Source organism: Synechocystis sp. PCC 7339 (assembly GCF_019924095.1).
GTDB lineage: Bacteria > Cyanobacteriota > Cyanobacteriia > Cyanobacteriales > Microcystaceae > Synechocystis.
Window position 1 is genome coordinate 1,737,579 of record NZ_CP063659.1, and the last position, 16,007, is coordinate 1,753,585.

The 16,007-nt window shown below is 43.0% G+C and carries 8 protein-coding genes; 1 reads left to right on the plus strand and 7 read right to left on the minus strand.

What is annotated here, in order from left to right; genetic code table 11:
* Position 1 precedes the first annotated feature (1 nt).
* From IQE94_RS08245 to IQE94_RS08255, 3 genes are all read right to left on the minus strand, one after another.
* Positions 2-2,992: a glycosyltransferase gene (locus IQE94_RS08245; RefSeq protein ID WP_212717385.1), complete on the minus strand. Its 2,991-nt coding sequence runs from the start codon at positions 2,990-2,992 to the stop codon at positions 2-4.
* Positions 2,989-6,483: a glycosyltransferase gene (locus IQE94_RS08250; RefSeq protein ID WP_223343112.1), complete on the minus strand. Its 3,495-nt coding sequence runs from the start codon at positions 6,481-6,483 to the stop codon at positions 2,989-2,991. Before IQE94_RS08250 ends, IQE94_RS08245 begins: the two co-directional genes overlap by 4 nt.
* A 129-nt stretch (positions 6,484-6,612) precedes the next feature.
* Positions 6,613-8,133, minus strand: coding sequence for a class I SAM-dependent methyltransferase (locus IQE94_RS08255; RefSeq protein WP_223343114.1), 1,521 nt, complete (start codon positions 8,131-8,133; stop codon positions 6,613-6,615).
* Positions 8,134-8,409: 276 nt separating this feature from the next.
* Here IQE94_RS08255 and clpB point away from each other — a divergent pair, with 276 nt between their 5' ends.
* Complete coding sequence (clpB, locus tag IQE94_RS08260; protein WP_223343116.1) at positions 8,410-11,028, plus strand: ATP-dependent chaperone ClpB; 2,619 nt, start codon at positions 8,410-8,412, stop codon at positions 11,026-11,028.
* Here the strand turns inward: clpB and IQE94_RS08265 are convergent.
* The 4 genes from IQE94_RS08265 to IQE94_RS08280 all read right to left on the minus strand — a co-directional run bounded on the left by IQE94_RS08265 (position 11,002) and on the right by IQE94_RS08280 (position 15,493).
* Positions 11,002-11,313: a hypothetical protein gene (locus tag IQE94_RS08265; protein WP_212717394.1), complete on the minus strand. Its 312-nt coding sequence runs from the start codon at positions 11,311-11,313 to the stop codon at positions 11,002-11,004. The genes clpB and IQE94_RS08265 overlap by 27 nt on opposite strands.
* 197 nt (positions 11,314-11,510) lie before the next feature.
* Positions 11,511-12,509: a phosphoribulokinase gene (locus IQE94_RS08270; RefSeq protein ID WP_212717396.1), complete on the minus strand. Its 999-nt coding sequence runs from the start codon at positions 12,507-12,509 to the stop codon at positions 11,511-11,513.
* 1,132 nt (positions 12,510-13,641) lie between these two features.
* Positions 13,642-14,622: an adenine-specific methyltransferase EcoRI family protein gene (locus IQE94_RS08275; RefSeq protein ID WP_223343122.1), complete on the minus strand. Its 981-nt coding sequence runs from the start codon at positions 14,620-14,622 to the stop codon at positions 13,642-13,644.
* A 34-nt stretch (positions 14,623-14,656) separates the two neighbouring features.
* Positions 14,657-15,493 (minus strand): EcoRI family type II restriction endonuclease, encoded by an 837-nt coding sequence (locus IQE94_RS08280; RefSeq protein ID WP_223343125.1) that lies wholly within the window; start codon positions 15,491-15,493, stop codon positions 14,657-14,659.
* Positions 15,494-16,007 lie beyond the last annotated feature (514 nt).

The window sequence follows — 16,007 nt, forward strand, 5'->3', positions numbered from 1 at the left end:
ATTATTTTTTAGAAGCGGTAATATCCGTAAACCAAAGGAAAGAATGTTGTTCGTGGCGATTATCGTTAAAAATTGAGTAATGGGGAGAAAAAAGTCTATCTTTTGGCCAATGCTGTTGGTGTTCCTGCTCCCATTGTTTAGTTAGTTTGCGGGTCGTCAGCATGGAGTTAAGGGGAGAAAATTTAGATAATTTGGGCAACCAATCCAGGGAGCGATAGGTTCCTAGCAAAGCTTTAATGCCCGGAGCATATTGCAAAGCTTCAGCATGGGGGTTAACTTTTTCTAGATAAAGGGCCAAATTATAGGCATGGTCAAAATCTGTACTAGTATGCTTACAGTAAGATTTGCGATAGCCCAGGCAATGGTAGAGTAAATTTTCCACTTCCTCAGGCGATCGCCGTTGGAAAGCATATTTAACACCGGCCAGGGTGCGATGTAAATACCAAGCCCGCATATCTTCAATTTCCGTAGCGGGACTTTGGGTGGTGCGTTCGTCGGGATAATTCCAGAACAAGCCCAGCATTTTATCCACCACTTTACTCTTGATAAAGGGCATGACCCGGTTTTTAAATTCCGTATCCCCAGCCCCTCGGAAGCTTTGGTCATAGTAACCAAAACGTTCATGAATTGATTTGCGATAGAGCGCCCCCACCCAGGATAAATAACAGGTTTCTAGATAAACTAAATCCTGTTCATAGCCAGTGCGGTCGTAGGGCATAATGTCGCTGGCCCAGCCCCCCTGCATATCCACATTGGTGACCAAACTATGGCCGATGGCCCAATCTAGCTCTGGGTCTTGGTCCAATTCCCCCGCCAGAATTTCTAAACAATCGGGCAAAATGGTTTCATCCACCCCCAAAAAGGCCAGGTAGGGAGACTTGGCTAACTTAATGCCCCGGTTCCAAGCACTTTGGATGGTTTCCCGTTGTGGCGATCGGGCATAGAGTAGTGGATAACCCAAGGTGGGAGCTAAATCTTTAAAGACTTCATACTCATTTCCCGGTGAACCGCTGTCCACCAACACCACTTCCGCTTCTCCTAGCTTAATTAGGGTTTGATGCTGTAAGGTCTTTAAAAATAGGGGTAATTTTGCCGCCGCATTGTAGAGGGAAACAATGATGGTGGCCCGGTATGGCCCATCCCCCCGACGATCGTCCCAAATTTCATACTCATCCCCCGCCGGATTAGTCAAATTGTCCAAACGGGCCTGTTCAATGAGGCTATGGCAACGCTCCTCCCGTTCTGAAGGTTGGCCGTAGAGAGCAGATACTGCCGCCATTTCCTTGGGAAAGCCATATTCCGTCAGGGTCCGTAACACAAAGGGTAAATCGCCAAACTGATCTTCCCCCAAGGCCCGCATGGCCCGGAGTTTATAGGTAGCAGAAACTAGGGTATGGTCCCGTAGTTCTTCAATGCGAGCTAATTCCCGCCAGAGTCGCACCCGGTCGATACGATAATTAGTGGCTAATTTACCCCGCACTCCTTGGAATTCTGATTCATAGCCAGATCCCAAACGCCATCCCATTTGGATTTTTTCCGCCAAATCCTTCGCTGTTTGTTCTGTGGCATTGAAGGTTTCTTTGTATTTTTTGAGTAAATTAGGGGCTTTAACTAGCTGGGCATTGCGGTCATCCCCCAGGGGTTGCAAAACTCTTCCCTTTAATTGTCCAGCCGTACTTTTTAAATTATTTTTAATTTGCTTGAGAGTTGGTTTTAATTGGGCTTTCAGGGGTTGTAAAAAGGAGACATTCTCCTGGGTACTTACCCAATAGCCCATTAACTGGGCATACCAATTTTTTAGTTCATCTCTGATTTCTTGTTCATACTGACTAGTCTGTTGATAAATATCAGCTAAAACAGGGCTATCAGCTATGGCTGCTGAATTTTTAACGCTATCCACTAGTTGACGACGGTAACCAGAATAGTCGCCTAAAATATGCTCAATGGCTGGCAAACAACTGTAAATATTTTCTAAATCAATTTCCACAAAAGGAACATCAGGAAAGTCTTCTTTCAGTAAACGACATACCCCAGCCCCGCCCCCAATGACGGTGGGACAACCGGAAAATAAAGATTCCAGGGCTACTAAATTGAGAGTATCGTAGCGCGAAGGCACAAAGGTGACCGTTTTACGGGCGAATAAAGCCATTAATTCCCCCTGGGGTTTGGGGGGTAAAAATTTAACGGGACTCTGGCGATCGCCAAGCATACTCCGGAGATAGGTTTCCGAAGAAATGGTGCCGGTGTCGTTAAAACTATGGGGGCCAATAATATTAGCTTCGTGATAGAGATTTTTGTTTAACCACCAAGCAATATCAATAAAAATATCCGGACCTTTCCGTCTTTCGGTGCGACCAATAAAGTTCAAATCGGGGCGATCGCCACTGGCAATTGCTTCTAGGGGCTGGGGTAATTCAAAAAAGTGGAGGGGATGGTAATAGTGGGCAGAAAAGGGGCTGAGGGATTGCCATTCATCAATGTAGCTTTTACTGATGCCGTAGCGCAGATCGACGGTGGCATACTGCTTCCATTCTTCTAGTTCTAGGGGGATATTTTCCTTACCTTGATTAAACCAATCTAACTTTAAAGTGGTGGAAATTTTACCGTGGAGAGAGAGGGCAATCTTGGCAAATTTCACCCGGTGGTAATCTAAGGCTGGACGCAGAAAAATAGCCCACTGTTCATAGTCGGGGGAATCAACCAAGTCGAATTCCATGCCAGCCACCGACGCGGCAATGTTACTGGCTCTGATGAAGGAACGATAAACCCATTTGGGGGGATTGACATCAAAAAAGTTGTTTAAATCGGCTAGGAAATATTTTTCTTGAAAGGGGACTCCGTGGGCGTTATTGGGACGTTTAGTTACACGTTCTTCTTTGTCAATCAGGTAATAAAAATCAATATCGGGGTTTTTACGAATTAAACTGCGGTAAAAAGTTTGCCCGCCACCTACTTTGGCAAATAGGTCAAAATCTGTGATTAATACCTTCATGAAAGCAAATCTAGGTAGGTTTGATAAAGCTGACGATAGTCATAATTTTGGGCAAAATTGCGGGCAGAATTACCCAACTGCTCATATTGGTGGGGGTGCTGGATAATATCTTCAATTACCCCGACATAAGTGGCTAAATTATTGTTAATTAAACAATCCACCCCCGACTCCACCGGATAACCCCGAAAGGCGATCGCCGTGCCGAGGATTACCTTACCACAGGCCATTGCCTCCAGGGTTTTGACAGACATACCAGTGCCCGCTTCGAGGGGAATTAACACCAGGGCCGAGCGTTGATAAAGGGCTTGGAGGACGGAATCGGAGACTTTTCCCAGGGCCAAAAAGTTTCGTTGCTGGGTTGGCGGACAACAACTGCCCACGGCGATCGCCTGCCAATGGCCGTCACCAGCTTGGGCAAGGGCTTGAATTTGCTCCACTGCTTTGAGGTTGGGGAGATGCTGACTGCCGACAAATAAACAGAAGGGTTTGCGCCAATCCATGGAGGGGTCGAAGGCTTGTAACTCCGCCAGGGCCTTTTCCGGAGCAGGTAAATTTACAGCGGCTTGGGTATCTAGACCAATGGGGATGCAATGGCTGGCAATGTTATGGCTTTGGAAAAATGCTTGATCATCGGGGGAAAGGGTCACCACTTCGTCGGCTTCCCGCAAAGCTTGCAATTCTTCTACCAGGGCAACCTGGGCCAACCATGTGTCCGGGGGCAACTGTTTGGCTAACACATCATGGACTGTGAGAATTAATTTCACCCCCCGACGACGACATATCGGCCCGGCGATCGCCGCCCAAAAAGGGTATTCCAGCAGAACCGCATCTGCTCCATCAATGACTCGCTCCAACGTTTGCTGAAATTTGTGGTCAAAACGGCTGCCATAATAAATCCAAGGTAGCCAATTTTCTCTTAATTCCTGCTGGGACAGTGGGAAAAAATTAGTGTTATTAGTTGTGGAAATATCAAGCATTTTTTGCCAACTTAAAAACGCTTCTTGGTAAATTTTTTGCACCAATTCTCCCTGGGAAAATCCTGACTTGAAGTAACGGTAGTGAACTTGGCTCTGCCAATTACTCCGGCGATCGCCAATGGTAAACACCGTCACATCTAAGCCTTGACTAGCGAGAAAATCTGCCACCTTACCTGACCGCTGGCTAGCCCCGCTGCGCCGTTCTTCCATGTCTCCCCAGGGGTAAAGCATTACAACCTTCTTAACAACATTTTTGCTGTTAGTTGCAGATAAAACTTTCTCTTTCAGAATATGGGTAATAGCTTGGTTTAACTGATCATAATTAACGTCTTGATCAATGGTTTTAAGTGAATAAACTATTGCTTGGGATTGTAGCTCCTGTAATTTAAAAGCTAAGGGTTCAGCAGTGGTGAGTAAAACCACAAATGATTTTAGTTGCTCAATTTCCCATTGAAAATCCTGCTGTATGATTTCTCTTCTCTGGCGGAGTGCATCATCATAGGCATAAAATCTATCCACCTCCAGTATGGTTCTAGCTGAAGCTAAGTCTAATTTTTTTAAGTAATGTTGGCAGAAGAACGAACCTGCATAAACTAAATCGATATTCTCTCCCAATTTATTTTGTAATTCCAGGGGAATAATCAAGCCTGCTGATTGCACCCAATCCGTAATTAACGTTGACTTACGGGCATAATAATCCTGTAAGTATTGTTCCCGTTGCGCTGGGGATAAATTAGTCGAATTTTTCGCAAAACTATCATAGAAATCATCATGGGGATAATAGTCTTGCAAAATCCAATATTGTTTTAAGCCAAGATGCTGTAGATCATCGCTAAGGTAATTCCATTCCGGCGGGTTAGTCTGGCCTAAGCGGCGGTAAAAGATGCCATAAACCTCATAGTCACAACGACAAAAATATCTAATCTTATTAAGATTATTCCTGTCACTTAATTTATCCAGAGCCATCATCACTAGTATCGAAGCAATAGCTGAATTTTGAGGCTGAACATCAACCGTTTTTACAGGGGATATTTCCAGTGGCCGAAGCAGACATTCTAAAAAGTAATCCGGAGACTGCATAGATTGCCAATGGCGGCTAAATTCGTCAGCTTTTTCCGTCAGACTAGCTAAATTTTCCAGCACATAGCGAACTGCCATGGGCAAATGCTGGGGGCTTTGATAGATGCCAGCCCTAGTTTCATCAACCTGCTCCGCTAACCAACTACCCTGGGGCACTACCACCGGCTTACCCGCCGCTAAAGCTTCCGTTAATACCCCCGAGGTACGCTGATAATTCATTGGGTTATAGGGCAACACCACCATATCAGCCGAAGCTAATAAACGATAATAGGCATCGGCTTCCAGGGCATGGTCAATTAGCTCCACGGCACTGCGGGGATACTGACAAAGTTTTAACTTAGCTTCTAGGATTACTTCTTCTCCTCCAGCCACATTATAGTTAGATTGAATGGTAAATTTTGCCAAACCAGGCTTGAGGTAATCGGTCCATAGATCTGCCACTAAAGCCGGCAGATGCTGATAACCTTTCTCTGATCTAGCATCACCTAAATAAACTATATGAACAAAATTGTTATTCTCAACACCCTCGTCAAAATTTTCTAACTGTAATTTTTCTTGGCGGAAAGGAATTGGTACCTGAGTGAAGATTGCGGGACTTAGTTGATTATGTTTTCTTACCAAATCTTTAGTGTCTGTGTAAAAGCGAATTTTGCTGGGCCAGAGTTCAGTTTGGCAAAAATTTTCTAAACATTTTTTTAACCCCATACCGGCAGCATTGACTACCAATGGATCTTCAGTGTCACGCCTAAATAACAGATGGTATGTGGGTAGATTATCTCGGTTATGATTATTTAAATAATAAAATAATTCTTCTAATTGTTCAATACCAAAAGTATGAATGAGAATTTGATCCGCCGCTGTCAACTTTAACGTTGGCAAAATTTCTTCTATAGTTTGAGTAAAACTTTTAGTTTCTATAGCAAAAACTTCTTCAGACTGACTGGATTTATTGACAATTTTCAGGGGGATTTTCGCGACTAGACGAGTGATCCCCCAAAGAATTTTTAATAAGCCCCAAGTTGTATTGGCCAAGGGTATAGATCGCAGGGATCTAAGATCTGCTTTAAACCATTCTTTTAATCGTTGGGTGCTACCTTCTACTTTTTCTAAAAATGTTCTTAACTCTTGATGGTCTTGTTGCCAGAGATAAAGCTGATAGCGCCACCGTACTTGCCAAGGTTGGGCTTGCTTTGATGAATCGGGAGCGACAGAATCTAAGTTGTTGGCACTGACCGGATTGTTGAACCAATCTACTTGAAAAGCTGGAATAATTTTTATATCTCCGGCGGCTAAAGATTCCTGTAGGGCTTGATTGGCAATGATAATCGGTTTGTAATCTTTTCTTTGGGCCGCTTCCGCTACAGCAACACTACACTCGTAGTGATGCCCTTGCAGATTACAAAGGGAATGGTCAATAACAACAAATTTTTTCATTACCGGGGAAAAATAAAAGCAACTCTTCTCTACCTCAATAATGAATGATGGAGAAGCCAATTGACTGACGTAGCTAAAGCAAATCGGCTAGCACTTGATGACCATGTTCCATTAGTAAAATAAGCACAATTAGCTAATTCCTAACTTGGCCAACAATGGTAGGCGATCGCCATTGAAGTTCTCCGCCACAGTTGCGAGGTGAGCTAAATTTTCAGCCTCCGTTTCCAAAGTTTTGCCTTCCTTGATAATTTTTTTACCTTGACCAGAGAGCACCTGCCAAATAAATTGGGGGCCGTCTTGTTTTCGTTCCTTAGCCAATAGTAATAATTGTTCTAGGCGGTTTACCACAATGCCCGTTCCCACCAGGGGAGAAGCTAAGAAATTCATTTCATCACTATAAATAGCTTTGGTTTTGACTGCGCTATTAAAAGCATCGGTGGATTTTTGTCTTTGTTTCCGTACCGTTTCACTTACTGCCGGGTGAGTATAACCAATGCCCGTCATAATAATCAAAGCTTGGTATAGGCTATTCAAAGCAATATCCTTGGTTCTACTATCTTTTTGCAATTCCCCCAGAGTTAAGGGACCATTTTCCAAAGCTTCACAAATAGGACGATAAACTTTTTCTTGTAGCTCTACTTCTCCCAAGGGAAACTGATGTTTAAACTTCATTGATTTGATGGATGTCACCAAGGCAAACCTTAAATTCCGCAAAACTTGTAAGTGTTCTTGGGGTAAGAGGGAGAGTTGCCCCCGGGTAAAAATATCCCGCCGGAACTGGGTGTTGAGGAAGAAATCCCGAACTACCTGCTGGAAAATAGGATCTGTTACTTGGGACAACTGAGTTTGGGCCGCGGCGGACAAGTTCACTGCATCCACATAATCAATTAAATGGGCTGACCCCATAAAATTGAGCTTGGCTTCCTCCAGTTCCTTTGCCACTTCATCAAAGTAAAAAGCATTCCATTCTTCGTTAAAATATTCGTGGGCCAGATAGTAACGATTCTGCTCTTTTAGTTTTTCTAAACGGGGTTTTAGAATTGGGTTTTGAGTGAAATAGGTTGCCTTAGACTCTAGCATTTGTTCCGTGAAACTTAATGCCTTTTCAATGCGGCTCAGAATGGGCTCGGAAGAGTTGCGTCCGTAGCGGAGCATCAAGGCTTGCATGGGTCTTGCTGCGGCCCAACCAGGGAGAGTATTGTAGGAAATGTAAACCATGCCTCCCACTTTGATTTTTTGACGAATAAAATTTACGATCGCCAGGCGATTTCTGGGGGTAATCCAACTGTAAATACCATGAAGAACAATGAAATCAAATTGAGGTAAATCTTGATTGATAAATTCTTCAAAACTATCATCAAAAAAATGGACATTCTTAGTGCCCGCTGTTTCGGCGAGGGTGCGGGCTTCAACAATGTGACTAGGGTTAAAATCGTTGGCATAAAACTGAGCTTGGGGGTAGCAACTTGCTAATAAATTAGTGGAATATCCCCGGCCGCAAGCCAGTTCGCAGTAATTAAAGTTTTTCTCTAAGTTGGGGGATTTTAATGACTTGAGAGTGGCGGCTAGGGCTAATTTGAGGGGACTCAATTCACCATAAAAACCATAGGTATAGTTAACTTCTAGGACGTAGCCCTCGTTCCAAGTCATAGCGTCTGATTTTGCTTAGGGGTCAAGATTAGCCCCTAGCTTACAAGAAAGGGGCTTTGGGGCCTAGTTGAATGTCATAAATTTCCCTTCCCTGGCTATTTTTGCGGCATTGTCCAGCTAAAAGTTGGCCTCTGGTATCCCTCAGAAAAACTACCATCCCTTGGTTGATCAAGGGTAAACCCCACCGCTCCATTGGGAAAACCCTCCTTCCTAGCTCTGGATCCCGCCCCCTAAAATTGATCTGGTAGTCCTTACACAGCCCCTATAGAAAACTTTATGCAACCCACAGATCCGAATAAATTTACAGAAAAAGCCTGGGAGGCGATCGCCAAAACGCCGGAGATTGCTAAACAGCATCGACAACAGCAAATTGAGACAGAGCACCTACTTAGTGCCCTACTGGAACAAAACGGCTTGGCCACCAGTATCTTTAATAAAGCTGGGGTGAGCATTCCTCGGGTGAGAGATCAGGTCAATAGTTTTATTGCTCAACAACCCAAATTGAGTAATCCAAGTGAATCAATTTATTTAGGGCGCAGTCTTGATAAATTATTGGACAATGCAGAAACGGCCAAGGCTAAATATGGAGACGACTATATTTCCATTGAGCATTTGATGACGGCCTACGGCCAAGATGACCGCCTGGGCAAAAACTTATATCGAGAAATTGGTCTAACAGAAAGCAAGTTAGCAGAAATTATCAAGCAAATTAGAGGAACCCAAAAAGTGACAGACCAGAATCCAGAAGGTAAATACGAATCCCTAGAAAAATATGGGCGAGATTTAACGGAATTGGCCCGGGAAGGTAAGCTAGATCCTGTCATTGGCCGGGATGAAGAAGTGCGGCGCACCATTCAAATTCTTTCCCGTCGGACCAAAAATAATCCTGTCCTGATTGGGGAACCGGGGGTAGGTAAAACGGCGATCGCCGAAGGTTTGGCCCAACGTATTATTAACCATGATGTGCCGGAATCCCTGCGGGATCGGAAATTAATTTCCCTCGATATGGGGGCGTTAATTGCTGGGGCAAAATACCGGGGAGAATTTGAAGAACGGCTCAAAGCGGTACTGAAAGAAGTTACCGACAGCCAAGGGCAAATTATTCTCTTTATTGATGAAATTCATACCGTGGTGGGCGCTGGAGCCACCCAAGGAGCCATGGATGCGGGTAATTTGTTAAAACCCATGCTGGCCCGGGGAGCTTTGCGTTGCATTGGGGCCACAACTTTAGATGAATATCGTAAATATATCGAAAAAGATGCGGCCTTGGAACGGCGTTTCCAAGAAGTTTTAGTGGATGAACCCAATGTGTTGGACACCATTTCCATTCTGCGGGGACTGAAAGAACGCTATGAAGTACATCACGGGGTAAAAATTGCCGATAGCGCCCTGGTGGCGGCGGCCATGTTGTCCAATCGCTATATTAGTGACCGCTTTTTACCAGATAAAGCCATCGATCTAGTGGATGAAGCGGCGGCCAAATTGAAAATGGAAATTACCTCTAAACCAGAGGAGTTAGATGAAGTTGACCGTAAAATTCTCCAACTAGAAATGGAGCGTTTATCCCTACAACGGGAAAATGATTCTGCTTCCAAGGAACGGTTAGAAAAACTAGAAAAAGAACTAGCAGATTTCAAAGAAGAGCAGTCTAAACTTAATGGCCAATGGCAATCGGAAAAAACAGTTATTGACCAAATTCGTACTATTAAGGAAACCATTGACCAGGTGAACCTAGAAATTCAGCAGGCGCAACGGGACTATGACTATAACAAAGCCGCTGAGTTGCAATACGGAAAACTAACAGACCTGCAACGGCAAGTGGAAACCTTAGAAAGCCAACTGGCGGAGCAACAAACCTCCGGCAAATCCCTATTACGGGAAGAGGTTTTAGAATCTGATATTGCCGAAATTATCTCGAAATGGACTGGCATTCCCATCAGTAAGCTAGTGGAATCGGAAAAAGAAAAACTACTCCACTTGGAAGATGAGCTTCATAGTCGAGTCATTGGCCAGGATGAAGCGGTAACCGCTGTGGCCGAAGCGATCCAACGTTCCCGAGCCGGTCTTTCCGATCCCAATCGTCCCACCGCTAGCTTTATTTTTCTGGGCCCCACGGGGGTTGGTAAAACGGAATTAGCTAAAGCTTTGGCAAAAAATTTATTCGACATGGAAGAAGCTCTGGTGCGGATTGATATGTCCGAATATATGGAAAAACACGCCGTTTCCCGTTTAATGGGGGCCCCTCCGGGCTATGTGGGCTATGAAGAAGGGGGACAATTGACGGAAGCCATTCGTCGCCGTCCTTACTCAGTGATTCTCTTTGATGAGATTGAAAAAGCCCATGGGGATGTGTTTAATGTCATGCTCCAAATCCTGGATGACGGTCGTTTAACCGATGCCCAAGGCCATGTAGTGGACTTCAAAAACACAATTATTATTATGACCAGTAACCTGGGCTCCCAATTTATTTTGGATGTGGCGGGGGATGATAGTCGTTATGAAGAAATGCGTAACCGAGTAATGGATGTGATGCGGGAAAACTTCCGTCCAGAATTTCTCAACCGAGTGGATGAAACAATTATTTTCCACGGGTTACAAAAATCCGAATTGCGCTCCATTGTCCAAATTCAAATTCAATCTTTGGCTTCTCGTTTAGGGGATCAAAAGTTAACCCTTCAATTAACCGATAAGGCCTTAGATTTCCTAGCTGCCGTTGGTTACGACCCAGTCTATGGCGCCCGACCTTTAAAACGAGCCATCCAAAAATACCTAGAAACGGCGATCGCCAAGGGAATTTTACGGGGGGATTACCAACCAGGCGAAACCATTGTGGTAGATGAAACCGACGAACGCCTCAGTTTTACCAGCCTAAGGGGAGACTTGGTCACCGTTTAGGGATTTCCGTTCCGTTAACTCTGACGGATTAATAACCGCATCAATGCCAACCCTGGGGGGTTCCAACTCCGCAGTCATAGTTGCCCCTGGGGTTTGGTGATGGGACCATAACCCCTGACCCCGGTTAATCAAAACAGCCATGCCCTTGTCATAATTACTGGCGATCGCCAAAAAAGCACCGGCCATGACGTAAATGGGCAGGGGCAAAATTATCCCCAATAACCATTGGAAAAGTTGCACTCCGGCAAATAAAACCACCACCACCACCACTAAAAATGGCATCATTACCCTCCCCAGAGACAATCCTGTAAGCTCAACCTGGATCATATACGGATATCAAACACTGACATCCGCCTTAGATGGTAGAAGATTTTTTCCCTAAATCAAACCCCAATAAAAATCGTGGTGGAACCACAGCCATGGCCACCACGAAGATAGTAAGTTATGCAGACTAGTAGGTCAGGTAATTATTGGTGTCGCAGTTACACAGAAGCAGGAACCTTAGCTTCAGCGGTTAACTGTTCGTAAACTTCCCGCATTTTCAGACCCACCAACACCTGGAACAGACCAGTGCCATTGTCAGTGCCTGGGTAGTCCTTGTGCTTGAGTAACAACTCGGTCATCTCACCATAGTACTTAGTGCCGGTTTTACTGAGATGGTTTTCCACGTAAACCATTTCCTCCAGGTTTTCGAACCGGCCATCTACTTCCAGCAAAGAAACTTCGTTGCCCATGAAGTTATCGGGGCCGTAGTACATCTTGATGCCGGGATAGGTACAGGTAAGCTTCCGACCACAGGGACGCCAGTCAATGGTGGAACCCTCGTCAAACAAGTAGGCCGGCTCGAAGAACTTGACCCCTTCTTTTTGCACAAGACGAACCCGCAGGAGCTTACTTTCCTTATCTTCAATCAAGCGGGTGGGTAACACCTGGATGACTACGTCTGCATGCTGCTTCTGGGGCTCAATGTAGGCGGTGAAGTCGGGCTTACGGGCGTTGATCGAAGCCAAAATATCTTCATAGGTGTGGCCTCGTTCGGCCATGTCCCGCTGAATTTTCCAGTTGATCTTTACTTCTTCGCTGATGTCTAGGTACACCCCGAAATCTACCAGTTCCCGGACCCGTTCATCGTAGAGGGGGTGCAAACCTTCAATCACCACCACCTTATTGGGGTCAACCTTTTCCGGCGGATCCAGCAAGCCCGTTTCGTGGTTGTAAATGGGTTTCATAATGGATTGACCACTTTTGAGCGCTTTAATCTGCTCATACATCAGGTCAAAATTGTTGGCCCTGGGATCCAATGCGGTGACCCCAGCGGCTTTTCTGCCCTGGCGATCCAAACTATGGTAATCGTCCAAACAAATTACCGTCATAAACTCTTCGCCGAATAAATCCGTTAATCGACGCAAGAAAGTAGACTTACCGCAACCGGAATCCCCGGCAACACCAATAAGAACCACGCGGTCTAGCTGTGTGGTCATAACATCCCTCAAAAATGCAAAACTGATTGTTAACCCGGTTTCCTAGAAAATTTCTCCTCACCCCAAATGGCGTGTTGGAGAGACAAACCAGAGCCTATGGGCTTGTTAACCCCCTGTCAAGGGCCGACGGAAAACTAATCCTAAGATCTAGTCATCTTAGTCAACCCCAGATAACGCTCTTCGGTTCCAGCCAGAGATATAGCCTGACCCTCTGAATACTGAGTATGGATTCTATCAGAATTGTATTCCCTTCTACAAGATTGATCCGAGCTTAGAGTCAGACCTTATGCCCTGGCTGAGTGACAAAAGATGAATATAAGTGGTGAAAAAGATTACTGCGAGGTAGTTTCGGAAGATAGATGGAGAAAGAGAGAGCTAGTGTTTTAGGCTTAAACACCACTCAAAAGAGTGAGCACTTTGAAAAAAATTCCCCCCTCTACAATGTCTTGTGACCCTGCCTCGGGAAAATGGGCAGGAAAGTTAAGCGGGGATAGGTGGGTGTAGAGAGAGGTCAGTGTTCATGCAAAATTAATTACATACTCCGTCACAAGAGACTTTAGAGTTTTATCCATGTACTCCTTAAGACTTTTAGCCAAGATTCCACAGGCTCTACCAATAGTGATGAACTTTCCATTAAGAACGCTACCAATAGCGTAGTTTTTTGCATTATCTACCTGGGAACGAAAAGACGAAATCCGTAATAGGCTTGCCCCCGTACCCGATAGCAAATAAAACTATACTATATGTGGAACGTGAGTTAGAGCGGGTGCATCCTATTTTTTCCAGTTCGATGATTTTAAGTATAAATACTCATGCTTGGATGCCTTTCAGAATAAGGCTTTGAGGATTGCTTGACAGTTTGCCCAGTAAGACTTTTGCAAAAGTGGGATGCTCCCGTTAGAGCAAAACTGGGCTCTCATTTATTATGTCCATTTTACCTATACCCAAGATCCTCAACCTATCATGGCTTCTCGCATGTTACTTGACCAGCATACCTATTCCATTGACTTCAAAATCTAAACCTACTGCCTTCCTGTCGATTGGTTTCGTCACTCAACCAACGACTGAGCAAGGCTTCCCATGATTGATATTCATAAAGCCACAATTTTTTTATATATTTCCCTTAATTAAGTTAAGCTTGTATCCGCTTATTTTTTATAAGTATTCTAAAATATGGACACTTTCCATTAATTGACAAGTCCTTCTCATCATCTCCCTTTCGGAATTTTATTATTTCAAATTGATCAGGGTTAAATTTATGCAAAAACGTTATTGGTACACCCATAGCCCCTTTGTAGTCTAATGGTATATCTTTTGTTTTATTAACATTAATCCCATCATAATTGTCATATTTTGGATATTCATTTTCGTTTCCAAAATATTTCTTTGTAAGAGGAATATCTTCGTGTCTTTTGAAAGTATCCAAATTAGTTAACCACAAACAATTGTTTGGAGAAACTATTCTGTTCCCTAAGTCATCAATATGTGTCTCTGTCCCGTAAAGTTCATAATGCTCAGGCACGATAAAGCCGGAAACACCTCTACCAAGATTTATTCCTAGCCAGGCTTTATTTTCTTTAATTAGCTTGAAAATTTCTTTATAAGTTATCGCATTAACATTTCCAATTATTAAAAATTTCTTATCATACTTGACCAGTTGTTCAACATATTCCCTGAATAATGAAAATGGTGGATTAGTAACGACAATATCTGAATGTTTTAGCAATTCAATGCTCTCTGAACTGCGAAAATCTCCATCCCCTTTAAAATGCACAATGTCAAGTGATCTTAGTTTGCTTTTTTCTTCGTTCGTATTTCTATATTCAAAAAAAAATCCACTTTCTTGATTTTTCTTACTAAATAAATCTTCTGCTTGTTCTCTGTAGCATGATGTTATTACCTTCTTGATTCCTAGTTCTTCAAAATTATCAACAAAATATTTAAAGAAATTACTTATCTTAGGATCGTCACAATTACAAAAAACAACTTTATTCTTAAAGTGTGTTTTATAAAACCTTAATTCATTTTCAATGTCACAGAGCTGAGTGTAAAATTCATCACTCTTTGACTTCTTTGCTTTTTGTAACAATTTATTGGTCGCTTTTCTCGCCATTGATAATTGATACCCTATCTTTGTTAATATGTTGTTAATTGTTAGCTGTAATCTGAGTAAATAAATCACTTCCTACTGCCTTAAGGGATGTCTTAGAAACCTCAATCATAATTTCAAACATATTTTTTACATCCCACATTTCACCGTCCCCTTGTGAGTATATTGAAGCTGCCTGAAGCATAATCATTTTATCTTTATGCTTTACAAATTTATTTACACATAAATTTTTATTTATTGGCATTCCATAGTTTGCAGCCGTCAATCTGTCTAATCTATTCAGCGTTCCTGAATTGTATTCAAGCTTTACAACCCTTCCATCAGGTCTCTCAATTGAAATTGTTTCTGTTAAAAAGTTTGAGCCTTCAAGAAATAGAACATAAGGAAAATGAGTTTCAGAGAGCATAAAATTAGCGATCTCCGATATATTTTTATGCGCCCTTTCTATTGCGTTACCAGCAGCCATCAAATCCTGGTCGTCATTCTTGCCAACTAGTATACCTCTCTTGATATTTTCTATATCTTTTCCCTGATGTTTTGCTTCTGTTACTAACACTATTCTCCATTCACCATTGTCGTCTCTAACCTCTATTATTCCACCATCTGGTTTAATACTAGAGTTTGGAACAAAAAGGGTCTGACCTAATTCAGGATCAATTTTTTTTAGCGCTTCGTTTATTTCATTTTTTTTAATACTCTCTCTGTAACGAAAAGATAATCGGGGAAAATCTTTTTCAAGTTCCTTCATAACTTTCCTTGAAATTTCACCAACCGTAAGCTCATGGGATTTTGCATCATCACCAAATATACTAACTACACCTTGAGACTGCTTATGTTGGTTCGTTAATCTACTTGATTGATTTTTTTTAGACATATTTTCTATTTTCCATTTCTATAAATGCTACTAATTCGAAGAAAATAAATTCATAACTAAAGATTATACGGAAACTTTCCTCACATCATACCATCTAGGTAGGATCGTAAGAATAATTCTGCTAATCATACATAAGAAAGCATAGTGGATCAATCTTTGTGCTTTAATTTGTGCCACTGACTGGCCCTTGGTGGTACAGAAAAGCGCTGAAAGTCTTGATATGACGAGAATGGCGACAAGGGGAACAATTGTATAAAATACTCAAGTTCTTAAACCAAAGCAAGCTCACGACAGCCTCCCCACTCTATTATCGGCCTGATATGGCTTCTCGTGCATCACATACCCTCTGCACCTATTCCATATGAGTTCAAAATCTACACCTACTGTTTTCCTATCTAATTTGTTTGGTCAGTCAACCAGCATCATTCCACCGGGTCTTGCCATTTGTGGAAAAAGTGATACAGAGGTTACATTTTATCAAGGTTAACTTTGTTAGGGTGATAGGACTAAATCT